The sequence below is a fragment of the Streptomyces sp. NPDC001714 genome (genome assembly GCF_042892755.1).
Taxonomy (GTDB): Bacteria; Actinomycetota; Actinomycetes; order Streptomycetales; family Streptomycetaceae; genus Streptomyces.
The window spans coordinates 13,378-33,088 of record NZ_JBIAUL010000044.1; the positions used below are offsets into that span (position 1 = coordinate 13,378).

The window sequence follows — 19,711 nt, forward strand, 5'->3', positions numbered from 1 at the left end:
ATGTCTCCTAGTCCATTTTGCTGGTGGAGTGGTGTTCGCCGGTGATTTCCTTGTACTCCTGGACGGTGGGCTTGAGGATCTGCGTCCCCTCGCCGTAGAAGGCGCGGCTGAGCCGCGCGCGCAGCCGTCGCGCCTTGCCGCTCGCGTGGCCGTCTGCGTCGCGTTGTCCCGGGTCGAGGGGCCGGTACTGCTCGTGTGCCGTGAGGGCGTGGAGTTCGTAAGGGTCGAGGGGCTGGTGCACCTCGACGTACTCGCCGTGCGGCAGGCGCTTGATGACGCCTGTCTCGCGGCCGTGCAGGACCTTGTCGCGATCGCGGCGTTGCAGACCCAAGGCGATGCGCTTGGTCACGAGGAAGAGGACGACCGGTACGACGAACAGGGCGATGCGGACTGTCCAGGTGATCGTGTTGACCGACATGTGGAAGGTCACGGCGATGATGTCGTTTGCGGCTCCGAGCAGAGCCACCAGGTAGACGCCGAGCCATGCCACGCCGAACGCGGTGCGCACGGGCCGGTTGCGTGGCCGTTCCAGCAGGTGGTGTTCGCGGTCGTCGTCGGTGACCCAGGCCTCGATGAACGGGTAGGCGCCCATGACGAGGAAGAGGCCGAAGCCGGCGAGGAGAGGGATCAGATTGTCCAGGGCCAGGGTGTGGCCCCAGAAGTTCACCTCCCACCCGGGCATGACACGCAGCAGCCCGTCGGCGATGCCCATGTACCAGTCGGGCTGGGATCCCGCGGAGACCTGATCGGCGCGATAGGGGCCGAACTCCCAGACCGGGTTGATCTGGGCGATCGCGGCGAGGGTGAAGACGACCCCGGCGACCATGCAGAAATAGCCACCCGCCTTGACCACGTACACCTGCATGGGCAGGCCGACCACGTTTCGCTCCGTACGGCCGGGTCCCGGGTACTGGGTGTGCCGGTGCCGGTGCCCGAGGAAGGCGTTGAAGGCGACGAGCGCCAGCATCAGCGCCGGAATGACCAGGACATGGATCACGTGGAAGCGGGGCACCAGGTCGTGCCCGGGGAACTCGCCGCCGAACAGGAACATCGACAGGTGGGTGCCGACGACCGGTACCGACAGAAGTGTTCCGTTCACCACGGCGAGTCCGGTCCCCGACAGGAGGTCGCCGGGGAGGTCGTAGCCGGTCAGACCACCGAACATGCCGAGGACGAGCAGGCCGAAACCGGCCATCCAGTTCAGCTCGCGCGGCTTGCGGAAGGCGCCGGTGAAGAACACACGCATCAGGTGGGCCAGCAGGGCGGCGACAAAGATCAGTGCCGCCCAGTGGTGGGCCTGACGGATGAGCAGGCCGCCGCGTACGTCGAAGGAGATGTGCATCGTCGAGTCGAACGCCTCGGACACCAACTGGCCGCGCAGCGGAGCGTAACTGCCTTCGTAGACGACCTCGTTCGACGACGGATGGAAGTAGAACGTGAGATACACGCCGGTGACGACCAGGACCACGAAGCTGTAGAGACAGATCTCGCCCAGCAGGAACGACCAGTGCTCCGGACGGGCCCTGCGGGCGCCGGTCGTGGTGGTGGGCCCGATGCCCATCCGTGTTCTCGCCCAGCCGGCGATTTTGTCACCGCTGCGGCTGTCCGTCGTAGTGACCGGTTCGATTGCGTCGCTCATGTCATTTACCACCATCAACACATCACCGGGAGCGCCTTGCGGCCGGGTCTGCGCAACGAAACGGTGCATGGCGACGAGCGGCCGCACCGGGGTTCGTTGCCCTCACCAGAAGGGACCGAGAAAGTGGTGAAGGTGTGACATGACCGCAAGACGGGATCAAGCCGAGGTTGTCCGGGTCAGGACGCCTTCGCGCCGATCCGCTCGACGTCCTTACGTGCCGAGCGTCGTCGCATCGCGCGGCGCTCGCTCTCCGTGGTGCCGCCCCAGATGCCCTCGACCTGCCCGCCGTCCAGCGCCCACTGCAGACACCGCTCCCGCACGGGGCACCGGGTGCACACGGCCTTCGCCTCGTCGATCTGGACCAGCGTCAGACCCGCGGTGCCGATGGGGAAAAACAGGTCGGGGTCGACATCCTGGCAGGCCGCTCTCTCGCGCCAACTCATGGCAGCGTCTCCTCACTCGTCGCGGATGCCTCTCATGTGTCTGACCGTCCGAAGGGAGTTCCTGTGACATTCCATGGCGGAGAGCAACGGTGTGAAATACAGTGTGACAACAGACACAATGTCTTGAGCGGGGCTCCGGGCCGTCGCACCATCTGTGAGTTGTGAACGCCACACAGGGCCCGAGGCCCCTACCCAGCCCAGCCGTCGATCCCCGGGACCCGCTCTCCCCGGGCACCCACACCCTCGTCGTCCAGCACGGCACGGCCGCCGTCGACCAGCGCTACCACGTCGCCGGAACCGGCCCGGTGTGCGTCGCCCACTCCGGAGGGCCGGGCATCGGCTGGGAGTACCTGCGCATGCTCGAGCTGGAGCGCAGCATGACCGTCGTCTACCTCGAGCCGGTCGGCACGGGCGAGTCCGGCCGGCTGGCCGACCCACGCGACTACACCCTCGCCACCTACACCCACTTCCTGCACGCGGTGATCGAGCACCTGGGCCTCGCCAAGGTGGCCCTCCTGGGTCACTCCCACGGCGGCTTCGTCGCGCAGCGCTACGCCCTCGACCACCCCGAGCGCCTGGCGTCCCTCGTCCTGTACGACACCTCACCGATGACGGGGGAGGAGTTCTGGGCGGCCGCCGTGACCAACATGCAGACCTTCGTCCAGCGGCACGCCGACGAGCGGCCAGAAGTGGCCACCTACGTCGCGGGTCTCACCACGCGACTCGACCAGTCCGACGACGAGGGCGCGACGAAGGTGCTGCGCACCATCTCGCCCGCCTACTTCCACGACTACTGGGGCCGCGAGGAGGAGTTCGCCATGGGGCGGGCATCCCTGCGGATGTTCGCGGCACCGGCCTGGGGGGTGGAGCCCCCGTTCGACGTCCGCGAGGAACTACCCCGTCTCACCGTCCCGACCTTGGTCCTGGTCGGCGGCGACGACTTCATCTGCGGGCCGCGCTGGGCGCACATGATGCACCAGCTCCTTCCCGACGCCCGGCTGGTGATCCTGCAGGAGACCGGCCATCTCGGGCACATCGAGCGTCCCGAGAAGTTCACGGCGGCAGTGCGCGACTTCCTCAACGGATGACCGTGCGGGCGTCGCTCTCGCCGATGAGGAAACGCCACAGGAGGGGATCCGCCTCCTGGGAGCTGAGATCGCGTACCGCGTCCCGGACGACCTGTTCATAGCGGGACGCGGTACGGCGCAGCGCGGCGTGCCCCGCCGGGGTAAGCAGCACCTGCACGCCGCGCCGGTCGTGGCCGACGGCGCTCGAAATGATCAGGCCCTGTCGGCGCAGGCGTGCCATCAACCTGCTCGTGGCGGACTGACTCAGGCCGAGCCCGTCGGCCACATCCCCGAGCCGCGTGAATTCGGCGCCGGCGTCCGCCGCAAAACTCCTTCCCAAGTAACGCAGGGCCTGTACTTCACTCAACCCGAACCCGGTCTCCTTGCGCAGCCGCCGCTCCACCGTCCCCTGCAAGCGGCGGTGGAGGCGGTCGAGGGCGTCCCACCGGTCGGTCGCGCAGGAGTGCGTGCGATCGTCGGCAGAGTCGGCGCGCACCTCGCACACCACGTCGCCGTGCGACGTGCCGGTCATGCGGTGGCCCGGTAGGAAGGCGCGCCGTCGCGTGTGGCCCTCCCCTCGCCGGAGTACGGCGCGTCCTGGCCGGTCAGCACGTGCTCCAGGCGGTCGAGGTCTCCTGTGCGGGCGGCGGTGAAGATCGCCTGAACGAGCCGCCGATGGGTGGCCGCGTCCACGTGTTGCCGGTGCCGCCGGTTGTTCAGTCTGTCCTGCGCGCGGGAGACCTGCTGCCGTGCGTTCGCCACGGACAGGCGGAGCAGGTCGCCGATCTGGTCGTAGGAATAGCCGAACGCCTCGCGCAGCACGTACGCAGCGCGCTGGTTGGGGGTCAGGGTCTGCAGAAGCAGCAGGACGGCATGCTCCACCGAGTCCTTGCGTTCGGCCAGGGCCTCCGGCGTCATCCCGGTGTCCGTGGACTCCGGCAGCCAGGGGGTGGCACTGGACTCGCGGCGTCTGCGTGCCGACTGCAGCACGTTGATGGCGAGCCGGACGGTCGTCGTGCGGAGCAGCGCACCGGGGTCGGCGACGACGGTGCGGTCCGTGCCCTGCCAGCGCAGCCACGCCTCCTGGATGACGTCCTCGGCTTCGCCGGGATCTCGGAGGATCCGGTTGGCGATCTTGAGCAGACCTGGCCGGACGCGGCCGAACACGAAGACCGCGTCCTTGAGTTCCACGGGCGCGGCAGTGATGGTTACCATCACCGACTGCGGACTCTGCCGGATTGCGACCACAGATGTGTCCACGATCGGCTCCTTTGTTGGCTGGGGATCGGCGGCTTCCCTCGCCACCGACACCAACTTCGCGCCGACAAGGGCACTGCCGCGCCCCTGATAGACCGTGGGGCACCCCGTGGTCGTACCGTGGCCGCCACGTGGCCGGGGCCTCCCACCCCCTGGCCCGCAGGCCCCCGGGGGCCTGCCACCCCCTGGCCCCGGACGCCTCCGGGGCCCGCCCCCGGGCCCCCACGCCCCTGGGGCGCGCCCCCCGGCCCCCGCGCCCTGGCCCCTGGCCGGGACCGGGCCTCAAGGGGACCGGACCTCTGCAGGACCTGCCCCAGACGGCCCGGAGCCACGGCCATGGCCAGAGGAGTTCGTGAGCGCACCGCGAGGCGGGGAGGCCGCCTGTGCGGCCCGCGCGGGCTCCCGACCGGGCGCGGCGCGGCACGCGGATCGCACCCCGGCCGATGGCGCCGCCCCCGGGGGTCAGGCGGGGGTCGCCGCCCCGCCCGGCAGCACGGCGCCCAGCTGTTTGCGGGACCGGATCCCGAGCTTGTTGAACACCTTGCGCAGATGCCACTCGATGGTGTGCGGGCTGAGGAACAGCTGCGCGCCGATCTCGAGGTTGGTCAGCCCTTCGCCGGCCAGCCGGGCGATCTGGGCCTCCTGGGGCGTGAGGGCCTCGTCGGTGCCGGTGTCTCGCCTGCGCACTGTCTCCCCGGCAGCTTCCAGCTCCCGGCGGGCGCGCTCGGCGAAGGCCTTTGCGCCTGCCCGGTCGAGGATCTCGTGGGCGCGGGTCAGCTGGTCCCGGGCCTCGGCGCGGCGGTTCTCGCGGCTCAGCCATTCGCCGTACAGCAGCCGGGTGCGTGCGAGCGCCGTTCGCACCGGGGTGCTCTCCAGCCGGGCGATCGCCTCCCGGTACAGGGCGTCGGCCGTGTCCCCCTCACTGATCAGGGCACGCGCCGCTGCGGAGGTGCCCGTCGCCCAGGCCGTGCCACTGGCCTGGCAGATGGTCGCGAGGCGGTCGGCGGCCTCGGCGGCGAGGTCCCGCTTCCCGCTGCGGGCCGCTGCCTCCACCAGCTCGACCAGGGAGGAGAGGGCAAGCCCCAGTTCCTGCGGGTACTCGCAACCCTTGGCTGCGGCGTCGCAGGCCTCCTCGTATCGCCCGAGGCCGTTGTACAGCACGGCCAGCGCCCACTGGGGAGCTGTGAGAGCCTTTCCCTCGGCGCTGAGGGTCCGGTCGCCGGTGATCGTCCCGATCGCCCGCAGCGTTTCGGTCTCGCGGCCGCGCCAGGGTTCGATCACCAACGCCCCGTAGTGTGCGAGGAAGTGGCTGCCGGTGGCCTCGCCGATTGTCACCGCTTCCGCGGCGAGCGAGTCCGCGTCGTCCAGATCACCGGCGAAGACCCGGTTCGCCAGCCGCAGCAGGAGCGCCGAGGGGAGCACGGACAGTGTTCCCGTCTCCCGTGCCAGACCGACGAGCTTGGCCGACAGGGTGCTCCAGCTGTCGAAGTCCCACACGTTGTGGGCCATGCGGCAGGCGAACGGGAGCCAGCCCAGTGACTGTTCCACCGTGAAGCCGCCGCACCGCAGCGTGTTCAGTGCGCGGCGCAGAATCGGGGCGCCCGCCGCGTAGCCGTCCGTGGTGGCCAGGGCCAGGCCGTCGAGGAAGAGGTCGGTGGGTCCGGGGTGAGCCGTCGGGGGCGCGGTGCGTGCGGCCCGGGCGACCTCATCGAGGCCGGGGCCGCTGGACAGGCGGCCCGCAGTGAGGGCCGCGTAGAACGCGTCCCGGTAGGTCTCGCGCGCGATGCCGGCGTCGAGCGGCTCGAACTCCCGGGCCGCCGTGAGCAGCAGCGGCACGGTGGCACCGGCACTGCGGGATCCGAAGGTGATCTGCCCACGTAGCAGGCTGGCCTGGGCGTGTTGCAGATCGTCGAGCGCGCCCATCTCGGCCACGTTCAGCAGCTCGAGCGCGGCGTCGAACGCTCCGGCGAGGTACTTGGCCCGGGCCGCTGCCAGCGCTCTGCTGCGGCGGCGGGAGGGATCAGGTGTCAACTCGGCCGCTCGTTCGAGGAAGGCCGCCGACGCGGCGATGCCCCCACGCGCCTGCGCGCGGTCGGCCGAGCGGGCCAGTTCGTCCGCTACGGACTCGTCGGGCTCCGCGGTGGCGCGGGCCAGGTGCCAGGCGCGGCGGTCGGGGTCGGACCGCGCGTCCGTGGCCTCGGCCAGTGCCCGGTGCGCCTCCCGGCGCTCGGCCGGTTCCGCCGCGCGGTAGACGGCCGAGCGCACCAACGGGTGCCGGAACTGGACCCGTGTGCGCACTTCCAGCAGGTTCGCGGCCACCGCGGGGGAGGCTTCGCTCATGGACACGCCGAGGATCTCGGCGGCGCGGCGGAGCAGTGAGACATCGCCGACGGGCTCGGCCGCCGCGAGCAGCAGCAGCCGCCGCGTCTGCGGGGGCAGTTCCTCGACGCGCAGGCTGAAGTTGTGCTCGAGCCTGCCGACGAGCGGGCCCATCGACGGTGCGGCGTAGCCGCCCGCGAGTTCGGCTGCGGAGGCGCTGCGGGGCAGTTCCAGCAGGGCCAGCGGATTGCCGCGCGCCTCGGCGAGAATCCTGCTGCGGACCGGCTCGTCGAACCGGCCGGGAAGCACCGAGGTCAGCAGGGCGCGGGCGTCAGGCTCGCTCAGCCCCCCGAGGGTGAGCTCGGGCAGCCCTTGCAGGGCGCGTTCCCCGTCCGCCTCGCGTACAGCGAAGATCAGCCCCACGCGCTCCGCCATCAGACGACGGGCGACGAACCCGACGATCTGGGCCGAGACGCGGTCGAGCCACTGCACGTCGTCGACGAGACAGATCAGCGGCGTCTCCTCTGCGACGTCGGCGAGCAGGCTGAGGACCGCCAGCCCCACGAGGAACCGGTCCGGGGGAGTGCCCGCGCTGAGCCCGAAGGCGGTCTCCAGGGCCGTCCGCTGCGGATCGGGGAGGTGCCCGAGGCGATCCAGGAAGGGCGCGCACAGCTGGTGCAGGCCCCCGAAAGCCAGCTCCATCTCGGCCTCGACTCCCGCCGCGCGCACCACGGTGCAGTCCTCGGCGGTCTCGGCCACGTACTCCAGCAGGGCGGACTTGCCGATACCGGCCTCACCGCGCAAAACGAGGACCGCGCTGTGGCCGTCGCGCACCTTGGCCAGATGCCGGTCCAGCACCGCTCGCTCGCTCTGCCGCCCGTGCAGGAAGCCCGGATTCTTGCCTTTCATGAACACCCCCGGCTGCGAGCGTATATATCTGGTCTTCGGCCACACAACTCATCTGCGCCGCTGGTCACCTCGTGGGTGAGACGCAGGGCAGTGGCGTCGTGCCGGGCCGTGGTGGAGCCGTGGCCGGGGCCGGCCGGCGTGTGTTGCCGGACCGTCGGCGGTCGTGTCCGGCGTATCCGTGGCCACCGCCGTCGCGTCAGCGTATGTCCTCGAACGCCGCAGCCTCGACGATCTTCTTCACAGTGGTCAGATAGCGGGCGGCGTCCGCGCCGTCCACCAGCCGGTGGTCGTAGGAGAGTGAGAGGTGGACCAGGTCGCGGACACCGATGAGCTCCTCGTCGCCGTCCTGTACGACCGCGGGCCGTCTGACCGCGACTCCCACGCCCAGGATGGCTGCCTGGTGCGGCGGGACGATGAGGGTGTCGAAGAGGGCGCCGCGTGTTCCGGTGTCGGAGACCGTGAAGGTGGCTCCGGCCACGTCCGCGGGCGTGAGCCGGCCGGCGAGGGCGTGGTCGGTGAGGTCGTGGACGGCACGGGCGACGCCGCTGACGGTCAGATCGCCCGCGCCCCGCACCACCGGAGTCACCGGCCCCTGGTCGGTGTCGACCGTGATGCCGACGTTCTCGGTGTCGTAGTACGTGATGGTCGCGCCGCCGGTGTCGATCCTGGCGTTGATGACGGGATGTGCCTTGAGCGCCTGCGCGGCGGCCAGGACGAAGAACGGCAACGGTGTCAGGGCGAAGCCCTCGCGGGCCAGGTAGCCGTCCGCTGTCCGCCGCCACAGCCGCAGCAGGCCGGTGGCGTCGGCCTCGACGGTGGAGGTCAGCTGCGCCTGCTCCAGCAGCGCCTGCTTGAGACTGTCGCCGACGGCCTTGCGCAGCCGGGGGACGGCGGCGGTGTGCCCGCGCAAGGCAGCCGTCGGCAGAGCCGCTGCTGGTATGGGGCGCGGAGCCGGAGTGGCCGCGGGTGCCGGTGCCGGCATCCGGGCGGCTGCGGGGTGCGGGGCCGGTGCCGGGTCGGCGGCGGGTGGGGGGTGCGGCATCGGCGCCGCGGCGGGCGGCTGCGCGACCGGCGCCGACGAGGGGGCGGGCTGCGGTGCGGTCACCGGCGCGGCCGGGGCAGCGGTGACCGCGGTCGCCGCCGACGGTTCGGCGTCGGGCCGGCCGATGACGGCGAGCTCGGCGCCCACCTCGACCGTCTCGTCCTCGCCGACGACGATGGTCAGCAAGACTCCCGTGGCGGGAGCGGGGATCTCGGTGTCCACCTTGTCGGTGGACACCTCCAGCAGCGGTTCGTCCTCCTGAACGTGCTCGCCGGGCTGCTTCAGCCAGCGGGTCACGGTGCCCTCGGTGACGGACTCGCCGAGCGCGGGAAGGGTCACGGAAACAGTCATGGCGGCGTATGGCTCCTTCAGGTGTCCAGGCCGTAGTGCTTGCGGGCGCGGTCGACGGTGTCGGGGTCCACTTGTCCGGCCCGTACCAGCCGGTCCAGGGCCGTCACGGTGATCGATTCGGCGTCCACGCGGAAGTAGCGCCGTACGTCCTCCCGGGTGTCGGACAGGCCGAATCCGTCCGTCCCCAGTGAGTAGTAGTCCTGCTCGATCCACTGGCCGATCTGGTCGGGGACCTGGCGCATCCAGTCGCTGACGGCCAGGACGGGACCTGGCGCACCAGCGAGCGCCTCCGTCACGAAGGGCACACGTGTCTCGCCGCGCGTGCGGGCGGTGTCGGCGTCCATCGCGTCCCGGCGCAGCTCCGTCCAGGACGTCACCGACCAGACATCGGCGCGCACGTTCCAGTCGGCGGCGAGCAGTTCCTGCGCACGCAGTGCCCAGTGGACGGCGGTGCCGGAGGCCAGGAGCTGCAGCCGAGGGCCGGACACGGCGCGGTCGCCGGGTCGGAACGGGTACAGGCCGCGGACGATGCCCTCCTCGATGCCGGGCCACGCAGGAATGGGTGGCTGGGGCTTCGGCTCGTTGTAGACCGTGAGGTAGTAGAAGACGTTCTCCGGCCGCTCCCCGAACATCCGGCGCAGGCCGTCGCGGACGATGACCGCGATCTCGAAGGCGAAGGCCGGGTCGTAGCTGACGGCCGCCGGGTTGGTGGCGGCCAGGAGGTGCGAGTGGCCGTCGCCGTGCTGGAGACCTTCGCCAGTCATGGTGGTGCGTCCGGCGGTGCCGCCGACGACGAACCCGCGGCCCATCTGGTCGGCGAGGGCCCAGAACTGGTCGCCGGTGCGCTGGAAGCCGAACATGGCGTAGAAGATGTAGAACGGGATCATCGGCTCGCCGTGGGTGGCGTACGAGGTCGCGGCGGCGGTGAACTCGGCCATGGAACCGGCTTCGGTGATGCCCTCGATGAGGAGCTGCCCGGTCTCGCTCTCCCTGTAGTGCAGCAGTTGGTCGGCGTCGACGGGGTCGTAGGTCTGGCCCTGCGGTGAGTAGATGCCGGCCGTGGGGAACATCGATTCCATGCCGAAGGTACGGGCCTCGTCAGGGATGATCGGCACCCAGCGGGCGCCGGTGCGGCCGTCCCGCATCAGGTCCTTCACCAGGCGGACCAAGGCCATGGTGGTGGCGACCTCCTGGTGGCCGAAGCCCTTGAGCAGCGCCTCGAACGGTTGCGCGGCGGGCTCCGGCAGCGGCTTGGCGATCACACGGCGCGCGGGGGCGGGACCGCCCAGTGCGGCGCGCCGCTCGCGCAGGTACCGCACCTCAGACGAGTTCTCCCCCGGATGCCAGAAGGGGACGAGGTCACCGGCGAGGGCGCTGTCGGGGATGGGCAGATCCAGCACGTCGCGCAGCTCGCGGAACTGCGCCATGGTCAGCTTCTTCATCTGGTGGTTGGCGTTGCGGGACTCGAACGCCGACCCGAGGGTGTGCCCCTTGACCGTCTGGGCGAGGATCACTGTGGGTGCTCCCCTGTGTTCGACGGCGGCCCGGTAGGCGGCGTACACCTTCAGCGGCTCGTGCCCGCCGCGGGAATTCTCGAAGAGCTCCACCACCTGGGCGTCGCTCAGGGTGGCGGAGAGTGCGGACAGGGCGTCTCCGACGAAGAAGTTCTTGCGGATGTAGGCGGCGTCCCGGGCGGCGAAGGTCTGCATCTGGGCGTCGGGCTCCTCGCCCAGGCGGCGCACGAGGTCGCCGGTCGTGTCCTGGGCCAGCAGCGGGTCCCAGGCCTCGCCCCACAGGGTCTTGACGACGTTCCAGCCCGCCCCGCGGAACCGGGCCTCCAGCTCCTGCACGATCTTGGAGTTGGACCGCACGGGCCCGTCGAGGCGTTGCAGGTTGCAGTTGATCACGAAGGTGAGGTTGTCCAGGCTCTCACGGGAGGCCAGCGTCAGGGCGGCTGTGGCCTCCGGCTCGTCCGTCTCCCCGTCGCCGAGGAACGCCCACACGCGGGAGGCGGAGGTGTCCTTGATGCCGCGGGCCTGCAGATAGCGGTTGAAGCGTGCCTGGTAGACGGCGCCAAGAGGGCCGAGGCCCATGGAGACGGTCGGGAACTCCCACAGCCACGGCAGGCGCCTGGGGTGCGGGTAGGACGGGAGGCCGTGACCGCCGGCCTCGCGCCGGAAGCCGTCCAACTGCTGCTCGCTCAGGCGGCCTTCGAGGAACACCCGGGCGTAGATGCCCGGCGAGGCGTGCCCCTGGAGGAACAACTGGTCGCCCGAGCCGTCCTCTTCCTTGCCACGGAAGAAGTGGTTGAAGCCGATCTCGTACAGCCAGGCCGACGAGGCGTAGGTGGAGATGTGTCCGCCCAGGCCGAGCCGGGAGCCGCGGGTGACCATGGCCGCGGCGTTCCACCGGTTCAGGGCGGTGATCCTGGTTTCCATGCCGATGTCGCCGTCGAACGCCGGCTGCGCGGCCGCCGGGACTGTGTTGACGTAGTCCGTGGTGAGCAGCCCCGGCACGGACAGGCCGGCGCGGGCCGCGTACTCGTGCACCCGCCGAATCAGGTACACCGCCCGATCGGGTCCGGCGTTGCGTATGACGGCGTCGAGGGAGGCCTGCCACTCGGCGGTCTCCTCGCGGTCACGGTCGGGAAGCTGGTCGAGCTCACTGCTCGACGGGGACGCGATGGGCCGGGACGGGTCACTCATGGGCGGCCTTCCTCAAGGCATGGGGCGGGGGAGACGGGTGAGAGCGGTGGATGCCGCGGGCCGTCGGACGGTGCGGCGCGGGTGGATCAGCGGCCTTTGAGCCGCTGGGCCGACGTGTGACGGCCCAGATGGGCGTCCGGTCCGGGCAGCAGGCTCCGCTCCCCGATCAGGGCACTGAAGAACGGCGTCTGTGCGTCGCCGATCACGGGAGTTTCGCGTGCCTGGGCGGCGGCGAGCACATCGGCGTCGAGGTCCTCGAACGGTCGGTCCTGGGGTCCGGTGGCCTCCAGGACGCCGAACAGCGGCACCGCGACGGCGACGTGGGCGAGGGGGCGGCGACGTCGCCGGCCGCGACCGGCCGCAGCAGCGGGGCTGCATGCACCCCCGTGCACGCCCGCAGATGGCGCTCTCCACGGACGCGAAAGACGGGGTGGCGCGCACCAGGGAATACCGCAGTGCGGAGCGGTGGACGAAGTCCTCCTGCGCGGCCTTGGCCCGGAGGCAACCCGAGGCGACGCGGTCGGCGCCCACGGCGGGCAGGGCCACGCAGTGCTCGACGCCGGCCTCCCCGGCGGCCATCAGGAGGCTGCGGGTGGTGTCGCCGAAGAACGCCGTGCTCACGTCCTGCTGTCGCGAGGGCGCGTCGGTGACCTCCACCAGGATCTGCGCACCGCGCAGTGCTCGGCGCAGAGCGTGAGCGTCACCGACGTTGACGCCCAGGGCGCGGGAGAGGGGCACCACCTGCGCCCCACGGTCCCGCAGACGGGTGACCGCTCTCGAGCCGATCCGTCCCGTGGAGCCTGCAACGACGACTTTCATGCGGTCTCCTTTGCCGGGGGCGGGAGGGGCGGGAGGGTCGGGCGTGACGGCCAGGACGTGCTGGGAGGGCGGCGACGAGGTCGGATACGCCCGCGCGCCCTGCCTTGTTGACCGGACGAAAGGTGTTGTTGTGACAAGCTGCCCGTTACCCGAACCTGGATCGTCCCGACGGCGGGTGTCCCGCGACCACGACCGCGGGGGAGGACGCGGGTGCCTCGGGACACCGGAGGGGTGGACCTACTCCACGAAGTAGGAGTCGTGCCGGTCGAAGAACGCGGAGCGCTCCTCCTCCGAGGCGTGCGCAAGCTGCGACACCTGCTCGAAGTACTCCTCGCGCGGCGCGCCCGGTGTGAACAGCAGGAGCATGTCCGCCGGTGCGTCGGAGTCGTTGCGGAAGGCGTGCAGCCCGCCTTGCGGCACGTGCAGGAAGTCGCCCTTGCGGGCGTCCACCCAGCGCACACCGTCGAAGATGCGCACGGTGCCGTCCAGGATGTAGAACGACTCCGAGATCCGCTTGTGGAAATGCGTCTTCGGGCCGCCGGCCCGCGGCCTCATCTCGACGCGGTACAGCCCGAACTCGCCGCGGGTGGTCGCGGTGGTGGCCAGATAGTGGGTGGCGTCCTTGCCCGGCCCGCTCTCGCCGAGGTCGGGTGGGGTGTCGGCAGGCCGGAACACGGCGCTGACCTCGCCGTTGTCTCCGAAGTACTTCTGTTCCGGGTAGGGGTACGACATGGTGGTTTCCTTTCCTGTGGCAGTCAGGCGGCCGTGTGCCCGCCCGTACTCGTTGTGACCGGTGGGCACGGTTCGATGTGACGCCGGCGCGGCGATGGGCCGCGGTGCCGCGCGGTCGGGTGTCAGCGGGTGAGGCAGTCGTGGCGGGGGTGTCCCCGTCGCAGGGCCCGTACGTCCCGTACCGCCGCGGCGAATGCCTCGGGGCGTTCCTGCGGCAGGTTGTGGCCCGCGTCCGCGACCTGAAGGTGCAGGCGGGGGCCGGTGAAGTGGTGAGCGGTCGATGACCCGTCAGTCGCCGGGAAGTTGCCGTCGGCGGTGCCGTCCAGGGTGACCGTGGGGACGGTGATCGGAGGAAGGCCGGCGAGGCGGGCTTCCAGCTCGGCGTAGGCGTCCGCGCCCGGTGCCAGGCCGAGCCGGTGCCGGTAGGAGTGGATGACGACGTCGACGTAGTCCGGATTGGTGAAGGCCTCGGCGGCCCGCTCCAGTTCGGCCTCGCCGAAGGCCCACACGGGGGAGTTGCGTTTCCAGATGACCCGGGCGACGCCCCGTGGATCGGCTGCCAGTCCGGTGCGGCCGCGCTCGGTGAGGAAGTAGTAGAAGTACCAGAAACCCGCCTCCAGTTCGGGGGAGATGGGGTTTATGGCGGCGCCGATGTCCTGGATCAGGTAGCCGTTGACGCAGACCAGGCCGAGGACCCGTTCGGGCCACAGCGCCGCGGCGACCGTGGCCGCGCGACCGCCCCAGTCGTAGCCGGCGAGGTAGGCCCGCTCGATGCCGAGGGCGTCCAGGAGCGCGATGACGTCGGCCCCCAGGGCCGCCTGCTGGCCGGAACGGGGAAGGGAGTCGGACAGGAATCTGGTGGGGCCGTGCCCCCGCAGGTGGGGGACGATGACGCGGAATCCGCCTTCGGCCAGCAGGGGGGCCACGCCCACGTAACTGTGGATGTCGTAGGGGAAACCGTGCAGAAGGACGACGGTGTCACCGTCGGGGGAGCCCGTCTCGTAATAGGCGACTTCGAGCACGTCGGTCGTGACGCGTCGCAGGGGGGCGAGCAGGGGCAGGGCTGACATGCGAATCCTCCGACGAAGGAGCGGTGGGGGAGAGGGGAGCCGCGATTCCGGTCGGGCGCGGCTGGGATACCGGCTGGTGTGGCCGGGTGCGTTACCGGGCCCGGCCGCCGCCGGGTCCGGCCCTCGGTGACAGTGTGCACAGTGTGCATGAGAAGGTTGTCTTGTTAGTGTCATGCGTGTTGGCGTCATAATGGGTACGCGTGTGCACGGCGTGATCTCCTCTCCATGGGGGACCGTCTCCCCGCACAGACCGGCCTTCGCCACCTGCTGTGACAGCGAAGCAAGCCCTGCTCAGCGCTGTGTGCATCGGCGCCGGACGAACCCCGCGACCGTGACGGCCCGAGGATGGGCGTCCCGGGCGCACACACTCTCCGCGTCCGGTCCGAACGGGCGCGGAACCTCCGACCGACTTAGGTGATGACCATGGAAACCGAAAGTGTTCTGCATCCGAGCTTCCTGGTGCCCGTCGGGCACGTGGAGCCGGTGCCCCGCCGGATCAGGGGCGTGATCGGCGGTCGCACCGTCTTCGACACGCGGCGCGCCCTCTACGTCTGGGAGTGGCAGGCCTATCCGCAGTTCAGCATCCCTGTGCGGGACCTCGTCGACGGCGTTCTCGACGACGAAGGGGTCGCCGAGGAGCACGGTGCGGGCACGGCGCACCGGCACACTCTGTCCGTTGGCGGGGACTCACGTCCCGGTGCCGCCTGGGTGTGGGGGAAGGACGCCCCGGCGCCTCTCCAGGGCACGGTGCGCTTCGAGTGGCCGGCCATCGACTACTGGTTCGAGGAGGACGAACCCGTCTTCGTCCACCCCAGGAGCCCGTACTCGCGTGTGGACGCCGTGCGTTCCTCCAGCAGCGTCCGCGTGGAGCTGGAGGGCGTGGTCCTGGCGGAGGCGCCGGCGTGCATCAAACTCTTCGAGACCGGCCTGCCGACGCGCTACTACCTCGACCGCGCGCACGTCGACTGGACCCGACTGCGGAGGACCGACACGGTGACCCGTTGCCCGTACAAGGGAACGACGAGCGGCTACTGGTCGTTCGACGGCGCCACCGCCGCCCACGAGGACATCGCCTGGGCGTACGACTTCCCGACCATCCACGCCAACCGCATCGCGGGCCTGACGGCCTTCTACAACGAGCATGTCGACCTCTTCGTGGACGGCGAGCCGCTGCCGAGGCCCGGCGTACTCCGTTCCTAGCCCCTGCTCCGGTGTCCGGTCCCGGGCCGCGCTCGACTGCCCGGGACCTTCTGGTGTCACACATCTGCTGCGGGCCTGGTCCCAAGGTGTGCAAAGTCCTCCTTAATCGCCAGAGAAGGAACACACCATGAGCGACATCGTTCTCGAGCCCGCCGCGCAGGATTTCGCCGACGCGACCGCCAAGCCGCCGCTGCTGTACGAGCTCGGGGTCGAGGGCGCGCGCAAGCTGCTCGACGACGTGCAGGCCCAGCCCATCGAGAAGCCCGACGTGGACGAGAAGTGGATCACCGTTCCGGCGGAGGTCGGCGACGTGCGGGTGCGCATCCTCAAGCCCGTCGGCAGCTCTGGCCCCCTGCCCGTCATCCTCTACGTGCACGGCGGCGGCTGGATCCTCGGCAACGCCGGCACGCACGACCGGCTCGTGCGCGAGCTGACCGTCGGGGTGAACGCCGCCCTGGTCTTCGTCGAGTATGACCGCTCCCCGGAGGCCAAGTACCCGGTCGCCATCGAGCAGGCCTACGCGATCGCCCGGTGGATCACCACCGAGGGCGCCGGCGAAGGCCTCGACGCCTCCCGCCTGGCCGTCGCCGGTGACTCGGTCGGCGGCAACATGACCGCCGCGCTGACCCACATGGCTAAGCAGCGGGGCGACGTGGCCTTCGTGCACCAGTCGCTGTACTACCCCGTCACCGACGCGGCCCAGGACACCGAGAGCTACCGGACCTTCGCGCACGGCCCGCATCTGACGGCCAAGGCCATGGAATGGTTCTGGGACGCCTACACCACCGACCCCGCCGAGCGCGCCCAGATCACCGCCTCGCCGTTGCGGGCGACGCTGGAAGACCTCCGGGACCTGCCGCCGGCGCATGTCGTCGTCGACGAGAACGACGTGCTGCGCGACGAGGGCGAGGCCTACGCCCGCAAGCTCATCCAGGCCGGTGTGACGACGACCACCATCCGCTACAACGCCTCCCTGCACGACTTCATGATGCTGAACACGGTCCGCGGCACCCAGGCGTCGACCGCCGCGATCGAGCAGGCCATCCACGTGCTGCGCAAGGCTCTCGGAACCGACTGACACCGCAGACCCGACCACATTCCCCGGCACATCGAAAGGCCAGTCTCCATGAGTGCACACAAGCCCACCATCGTCCTCGTACACGGCGCGTTCGCGGACGCCTCCAGCTGGAACGGCGTCGTCGACAAGCTGCTCGCGCACGACTATCCGGTGATCGCCGTCGCCAATCCGCTGCGCGGACTGACCACCGACGCCGACTACGTCCGGCAGATCGTGACGTCCGTCGAGGGCCCCGTCGTCCTCGTCGGCCATTCCTACGGCGGGTCCGTCATCAGCAACGCGGCCAAGGGACTGCCCGAGGTCAAGGCGCTCGTCTTCGTCGCCGCGTTCCTGCCGGAGGAGGGCGAGAGCGCCGTCACCCTGTCGGGCAAGTTCCCCGGCAGCACCCTCGGCGACACGCTCCGGCCCGTGCCGGTGACGCTGCCCGACGGCAGGCAGGTCATGGACCTGTACATCGAACAGGCCAAGTTCCACGATCAGTTCGCCGCTGACGTCCCCGAGGAGACCACGGCCGTCATGGCCGCGACACAGCGGCCGGTGGCCGATGCCGCGCTGGCGGAGGGCGCGTCCGCGCCCGCGTGGCGGGACATCCGCTCCTGGGTGCTGGTGGCGGACGAGGACCGGAACATCCCCCCGCAGGTGCAGACCTACATGGCCGAGCGGGCCGGGGCCTCCGTCATGAAGGTCTCCGCCTCCCACGCGGTCAGTGTCTCGCGCCCCGGTGACGTGGCCCGTCTGATCAACGAGGCCGCGCAGGCGACCGCCTGAGCGCCGGAGGCACGCGCCTGACGGACGCGGGGTCCGGCTTCACGGCCGGACCCCGCACCCCGCGTTCTTGTGTGAGCCCCCTGCGTCACGGCAGCGGTGAGGGCTCCGCGAGCAGGGTGGGCACCGTGATGATCGTGACGTCCTTGGTCAGCAGCCGATGGACAGGACAGCGTCCTGCGACCGCCAGGAGCTGGTCCCGCTGATCGGGTGTCAACTCCCCGACGAGCCCGATGTTCTTGACCACCTGCCCCTGTGCGTCGAAGCGGACCGCGACGTCCACTCGGTCCAGCGGCCACTCGTGGCGCTGCGCGTAGGCCCGCACCGCCATGGACGTGCACGCTCCGAGCGCGGCCAGGAGGAGTTCGCCCGGGGTGGGGCCGGTGTCGCTGCCGGCGGGCTCCGGCTCGTCGGCTGTCAGGCGGTGTGTACCGATCGCCACGGAGCGCGCGAGCTGCTTTCCTTCGGCCACGGTAACGATGCGCGTGTTCATGCTTGCCTCTCAGCCGAGGTACGGGCAGAGGCACGACTTGTGCCTCCCGAAGCTCAGACAGTGCGGGGCGCCCGACTGTGACGGCCGGCGTGCCCGTACTCGGCTGCAAGCTGGGGGTGCGGGGCGGCGGTTGCCGCCCCGCGGTTGATCAGGGGGTGATCAGCGGGACTGGTCGGTGGGGCGTACGAGGATCTCGTTGACCGCGACGTGGTCGGGCTGTGTGACGGCGTAGACCACCGCGGCCGCGATGTCTTCCGGCTGAAGGGTCCGCATCGACTCGGCCATGGTCTTGACCGCGGCACGCCTGGTGGGGTCCGTGATGTGGTCGGCCAACTCGGTCGACACGAAGCCCGGCTCCACGACGACGACGCGGACCCCCTGCTCGGTCACCTCTTGGCGCAGCGCCTCGGCGAAGGCGTTGACGCCGAACTTGGTGGCGGAGTAGACCGCGGCGCCGGCCGAGGAGATACGGCCCGAGGTGGAGGAGATCTGGACCACCGCGCCGCGGGAGCGCAGCAGGTGGGGCAGCGCGGCGTGCACCGTGTACATGGAGCCCAGCAGGTTGGTCTCCACCATGCGGGTCCATTCCGCGGGATCGGCGTCAAGGACGGGGCCGGTGAGCATGATGCCGGCGTTGTTCACGACGATGTCGAGGGTGTCGAAGCGTTCGACGGTCCGGTCGACGGCCTTGCGCACCGACTCGGGGTCGCTGACATCCATGTCCAGGACGAGGATCTCCCCGGGTGCTTCCTGCGCCAGTGCTTCGAGCCGGTCGGTCCTGCGGCCGCCGACGGCCACGGTGGCCCCCGCCTTCGACAGCTCCAGTGCGGTCGCCCTGCCGATGCCGGACGAGGCGCCGGTGACAAGGACGACCTTGGGGTCGAGAACGGAACTCATGTCAACTCCGAAAGGGGTAGTGGGGTGAGACGGGCAGGCAGTGTCGTGTGCGAGGACAGGACAGGGCGGCCCGAGAAGATGACCGAGGGGTCATGTTGTGCCAGCGTAACACTGAAAATGATCCGTGAGTCATGTTCAGTGTTAATGTTGTGACACTCAGAGGGAGGCGTCATGGCCGGGAGAACGGCGGCAGCGCAGGCCAGGGCCGACAGCGTGCGCAATCGGCGGCTGCTCCTGCGAGCGGCCACCGAGGCCTTCGCCGAATGCGGGGTGGACGTGTCGATGCACACGATCGCCCAGCGGGCCGGCGTCGCCAAGGGCACGGTGTTCCGGCACTTCCCGACGAAGGACGACCTTCTCGCGGCGATCATGATGCAGCTGCTCGACCGGCTACTGGAGACGGCGGACCGGCTCCTGCGCGCCGATGACGCCGGCCGTGCGCTGAAGGACTTCATGGGACAGGGAATCGGCCTGCTCGCCGCCGACCGTGCGTTCTGCGACGTCATCGGTCGGCCCTCGCTGCAGCACGCGAACGTACGCGAGGCCATCGACCGGCTCTGCGACACGGTCGAGGACCTCACCGCCCGGGCCAGAGAACAAGAGGCCGTCCGCGGTGACATCACCGGAACCGACGTCGTGCTGCTCCTCGGCGGCATCCACCAGACCGCCCAGCCGCTGCTGCACCGCGAACCGCGGGCGTGGGAACGCTTCCTGGAGATCGCGTTCGACGGACTGCGGGCCCGTGACCGCGCGGCCCTGCCGCATCCGCCCCCCGCCCAGCTGCGGATGGCGGACCCGTCGGGCGTCTCTGCGTCGACGAAAACGTGACACTAAGTGGTCGACGCTCGAAGTCCTTCGGGGGTTGATCACATGGCCTGTGGGATCGAGGATTCTTCATGTCGGACGGCGGTGTTTCGGTCGAGCC

At 70.5% G+C, this 19,711-nt stretch carries 17 protein-coding genes; 5 read left to right on the forward strand and 12 right to left on the reverse strand.

The features are described from left to right. Positions 1-7 precede the first annotated feature (7 nt). Both ACFY0P_RS50665 and ACFY0P_RS50670 read right to left on the reverse strand, forming a co-directional pair. Complete coding sequence (locus ACFY0P_RS50665; RefSeq protein ID WP_388929282.1) at positions 8-1,639, reverse strand: cytochrome bc complex cytochrome b subunit; 1,632 nt, start codon at positions 1,637-1,639, stop codon at positions 8-10. A 176-nt stretch (positions 1,640-1,815) separates the two neighbouring features. Further along, positions 1,816-2,082 (reverse strand): WhiB family transcriptional regulator, encoded by a 267-nt coding sequence (locus ACFY0P_RS50670; protein WP_388929283.1) that lies wholly within the window; start codon positions 2,080-2,082, stop codon positions 1,816-1,818. A 161-nt stretch (positions 2,083-2,243) separates the two neighbouring features. Here ACFY0P_RS50670 and ACFY0P_RS50675 point away from each other — a divergent pair, with 161 nt between their 5' ends. After that, positions 2,244-3,170: an alpha/beta fold hydrolase gene (locus tag ACFY0P_RS50675; protein WP_388929284.1), complete on the forward strand. Its 927-nt coding sequence runs from the start codon at positions 2,244-2,246 to the stop codon at positions 3,168-3,170. Here ACFY0P_RS50675 and ACFY0P_RS50680 read toward each other — a convergent pair. From ACFY0P_RS50680 to ACFY0P_RS50715, 8 genes are all read right to left on the reverse strand, one after another. Beyond that, complete coding sequence (locus ACFY0P_RS50680; protein ID WP_388929285.1) at positions 3,160-3,681, reverse strand: MarR family winged helix-turn-helix transcriptional regulator; 522 nt, start codon at positions 3,679-3,681, stop codon at positions 3,160-3,162. The genes ACFY0P_RS50675 and ACFY0P_RS50680 overlap by 11 nt on opposite strands. After that, a complete protein-coding gene (locus ACFY0P_RS50685; protein WP_388929286.1) occupies positions 3,678-4,364 on the reverse strand; it encodes a sigma-70 family RNA polymerase sigma factor in 687 nt (228 codons plus the stop codon). The genes ACFY0P_RS50680 and ACFY0P_RS50685 overlap by 4 nt, the downstream gene beginning before the upstream one ends. Before the next feature lie 504 nt (positions 4,365-4,868). Further along, positions 4,869-7,634: an ATP-binding protein gene (locus tag ACFY0P_RS50690; protein WP_388929287.1), complete on the reverse strand. Its 2,766-nt coding sequence runs from the start codon at positions 7,632-7,634 to the stop codon at positions 4,869-4,871. Between the two features lie 196 nt (positions 7,635-7,830). Next, entirely contained in the window at positions 7,831-9,027 is a 1,197-nt protein-coding gene (locus tag ACFY0P_RS50695; protein ID WP_388929288.1) for a 2-oxo acid dehydrogenase subunit E2, read from the reverse strand. A gap of 17 nt (positions 9,028-9,044) precedes the next feature. Further along, positions 9,045-11,732, reverse strand: coding sequence for a pyruvate dehydrogenase (acetyl-transferring), homodimeric type (aceE, locus tag ACFY0P_RS50700; protein ID WP_388929289.1), 2,688 nt, complete (start codon positions 11,730-11,732; stop codon positions 9,045-9,047). Positions 11,733-11,818: 86 nt separating this feature from the next. Next, positions 11,819-12,124: a hypothetical protein gene (locus tag ACFY0P_RS50705; RefSeq protein ID WP_388929290.1), complete on the reverse strand. Its 306-nt coding sequence runs from the start codon at positions 12,122-12,124 to the stop codon at positions 11,819-11,821. A gap of 664 nt (positions 12,125-12,788) precedes the next feature. Next, complete coding sequence (locus ACFY0P_RS50710; RefSeq protein WP_361416883.1) at positions 12,789-13,283, reverse strand: cupin domain-containing protein; 495 nt, start codon at positions 13,281-13,283, stop codon at positions 12,789-12,791. 122 nt (positions 13,284-13,405) lie between these two features. Further along, complete coding sequence (locus ACFY0P_RS50715) at positions 13,406-14,353, reverse strand: alpha/beta fold hydrolase (RefSeq protein WP_388929291.1); 948 nt, start codon at positions 14,351-14,353, stop codon at positions 13,406-13,408. A 423-nt stretch (positions 14,354-14,776) separates the two neighbouring features. Between ACFY0P_RS50715 and ACFY0P_RS50720 the strand changes: the two genes are divergently transcribed. The 3 genes from ACFY0P_RS50720 (at position 14,777) to ACFY0P_RS50730 (ending at position 17,399) form a co-directional block, all read left to right on the forward strand. Next, positions 14,777-15,553 (forward strand): DUF427 domain-containing protein, encoded by a 777-nt coding sequence (locus ACFY0P_RS50720; protein WP_388929292.1) that lies wholly within the window; start codon positions 14,777-14,779, stop codon positions 15,551-15,553. A 127-nt stretch (positions 15,554-15,680) separates the two neighbouring features. Continuing rightward, a complete protein-coding gene (locus ACFY0P_RS50725; protein WP_388929293.1) occupies positions 15,681-16,631 on the forward strand; it encodes an alpha/beta hydrolase in 951 nt (316 codons plus the stop codon). Positions 16,632-16,679: 48 nt separating this feature from the next. Beyond that, positions 16,680-17,399, forward strand: coding sequence for an alpha/beta fold hydrolase (locus tag ACFY0P_RS50730; RefSeq protein ID WP_388929294.1), 720 nt, complete (start codon positions 16,680-16,682; stop codon positions 17,397-17,399). A gap of 85 nt (positions 17,400-17,484) precedes the next feature. Here the strand turns inward: ACFY0P_RS50730 and ACFY0P_RS50735 are convergent, their stop codons facing one another. Then, positions 17,485-17,889: an OsmC family protein gene (locus ACFY0P_RS50735; protein ID WP_388929295.1), complete on the reverse strand. Its 405-nt coding sequence runs from the start codon at positions 17,887-17,889 to the stop codon at positions 17,485-17,487. Between the two features lie 159 nt (positions 17,890-18,048). Beyond that, positions 18,049-18,786 carry an SDR family NAD(P)-dependent oxidoreductase gene (locus ACFY0P_RS50740; protein WP_388929296.1) on the reverse strand — a complete coding sequence of 246 codons (738 nt, stop codon included), beginning with the start codon at positions 18,784-18,786 and terminating at the stop codon, positions 18,049-18,051. A gap of 171 nt (positions 18,787-18,957) precedes the next feature. Between ACFY0P_RS50740 and ACFY0P_RS50745 the strand changes: the two genes are divergently transcribed. Further along, positions 18,958-19,614, forward strand: coding sequence for a TetR/AcrR family transcriptional regulator (locus ACFY0P_RS50745; protein ID WP_388929297.1), 657 nt, complete (start codon positions 18,958-18,960; stop codon positions 19,612-19,614). Positions 19,615-19,711: the final 97 nt, after the last annotated feature.

Bases quoted from the DNA above. Each gene is read 5' to 3' on its own strand.
- ACFY0P_RS50745 (WP_388929297.1), top strand. From the start codon at position 18,958: ATGGCCGGGAGAACGGCGGCAGCGCAGGCCAGGGCCGACAGCGTGCGC.
- ACFY0P_RS50715 (WP_388929291.1), bottom strand. From the start codon at position 14,353: ATGTCAGCCCTGCCCCTGCTCGCCCCCCTGCGACGCGTCACGACCGAC.
- ACFY0P_RS50665 (WP_388929282.1), bottom strand. From the start codon at position 1,639: ATGAGCGACGCAATCGAACCGGTCACTACGACGGACAGCCGCAGCGGT.
- ACFY0P_RS50680 (WP_388929285.1), bottom strand. From the start codon at position 3,681: ATGACCGGCACGTCGCACGGCGACGTGGTGTGCGAGGTGCGCGCCGAC.
- ACFY0P_RS50730 (WP_388929294.1), top strand. From the start codon at position 16,680: ATGAGTGCACACAAGCCCACCATCGTCCTCGTACACGGCGCGTTCGCG.
- ACFY0P_RS50710 (WP_361416883.1), bottom strand. From the start codon at position 13,283: ATGTCGTACCCCTACCCGGAACAGAAGTACTTCGGAGACAACGGCGAG.
- ACFY0P_RS50695 (WP_388929288.1), bottom strand. From the start codon at position 9,027: ATGACTGTTTCCGTGACCCTTCCCGCGCTCGGCGAGTCCGTCACCGAG.
- aceE (WP_388929289.1), bottom strand. From the start codon at position 11,732: ATGAGTGACCCGTCCCGGCCCATCGCGTCCCCGTCGAGCAGTGAGCTC.
- ACFY0P_RS50670 (WP_388929283.1), bottom strand. From the start codon at position 2,082: ATGAGTTGGCGCGAGAGAGCGGCCTGCCAGGATGTCGACCCCGACCTG.
- ACFY0P_RS50735 (WP_388929295.1), bottom strand. From the start codon at position 17,889: ATGAACACGCGCATCGTTACCGTGGCCGAAGGAAAGCAGCTCGCGCGC.
- ACFY0P_RS50685 (WP_388929286.1), bottom strand. From the start codon at position 4,364: ATGGTAACCATCACTGCCGCGCCCGTGGAACTCAAGGACGCGGTCTTC.
- ACFY0P_RS50740 (WP_388929296.1), bottom strand. From the start codon at position 18,786: ATGAGTTCCGTTCTCGACCCCAAGGTCGTCCTTGTCACCGGCGCCTCG.
- ACFY0P_RS50720 (WP_388929292.1), top strand. From the start codon at position 14,777: ATGGAAACCGAAAGTGTTCTGCATCCGAGCTTCCTGGTGCCCGTCGGG.
- ACFY0P_RS50690 (WP_388929287.1), bottom strand. From the start codon at position 7,634: ATGAAAGGCAAGAATCCGGGCTTCCTGCACGGGCGGCAGAGCGAGCGA.
- ACFY0P_RS50725 (WP_388929293.1), top strand. From the start codon at position 15,681: ATGAGCGACATCGTTCTCGAGCCCGCCGCGCAGGATTTCGCCGACGCG.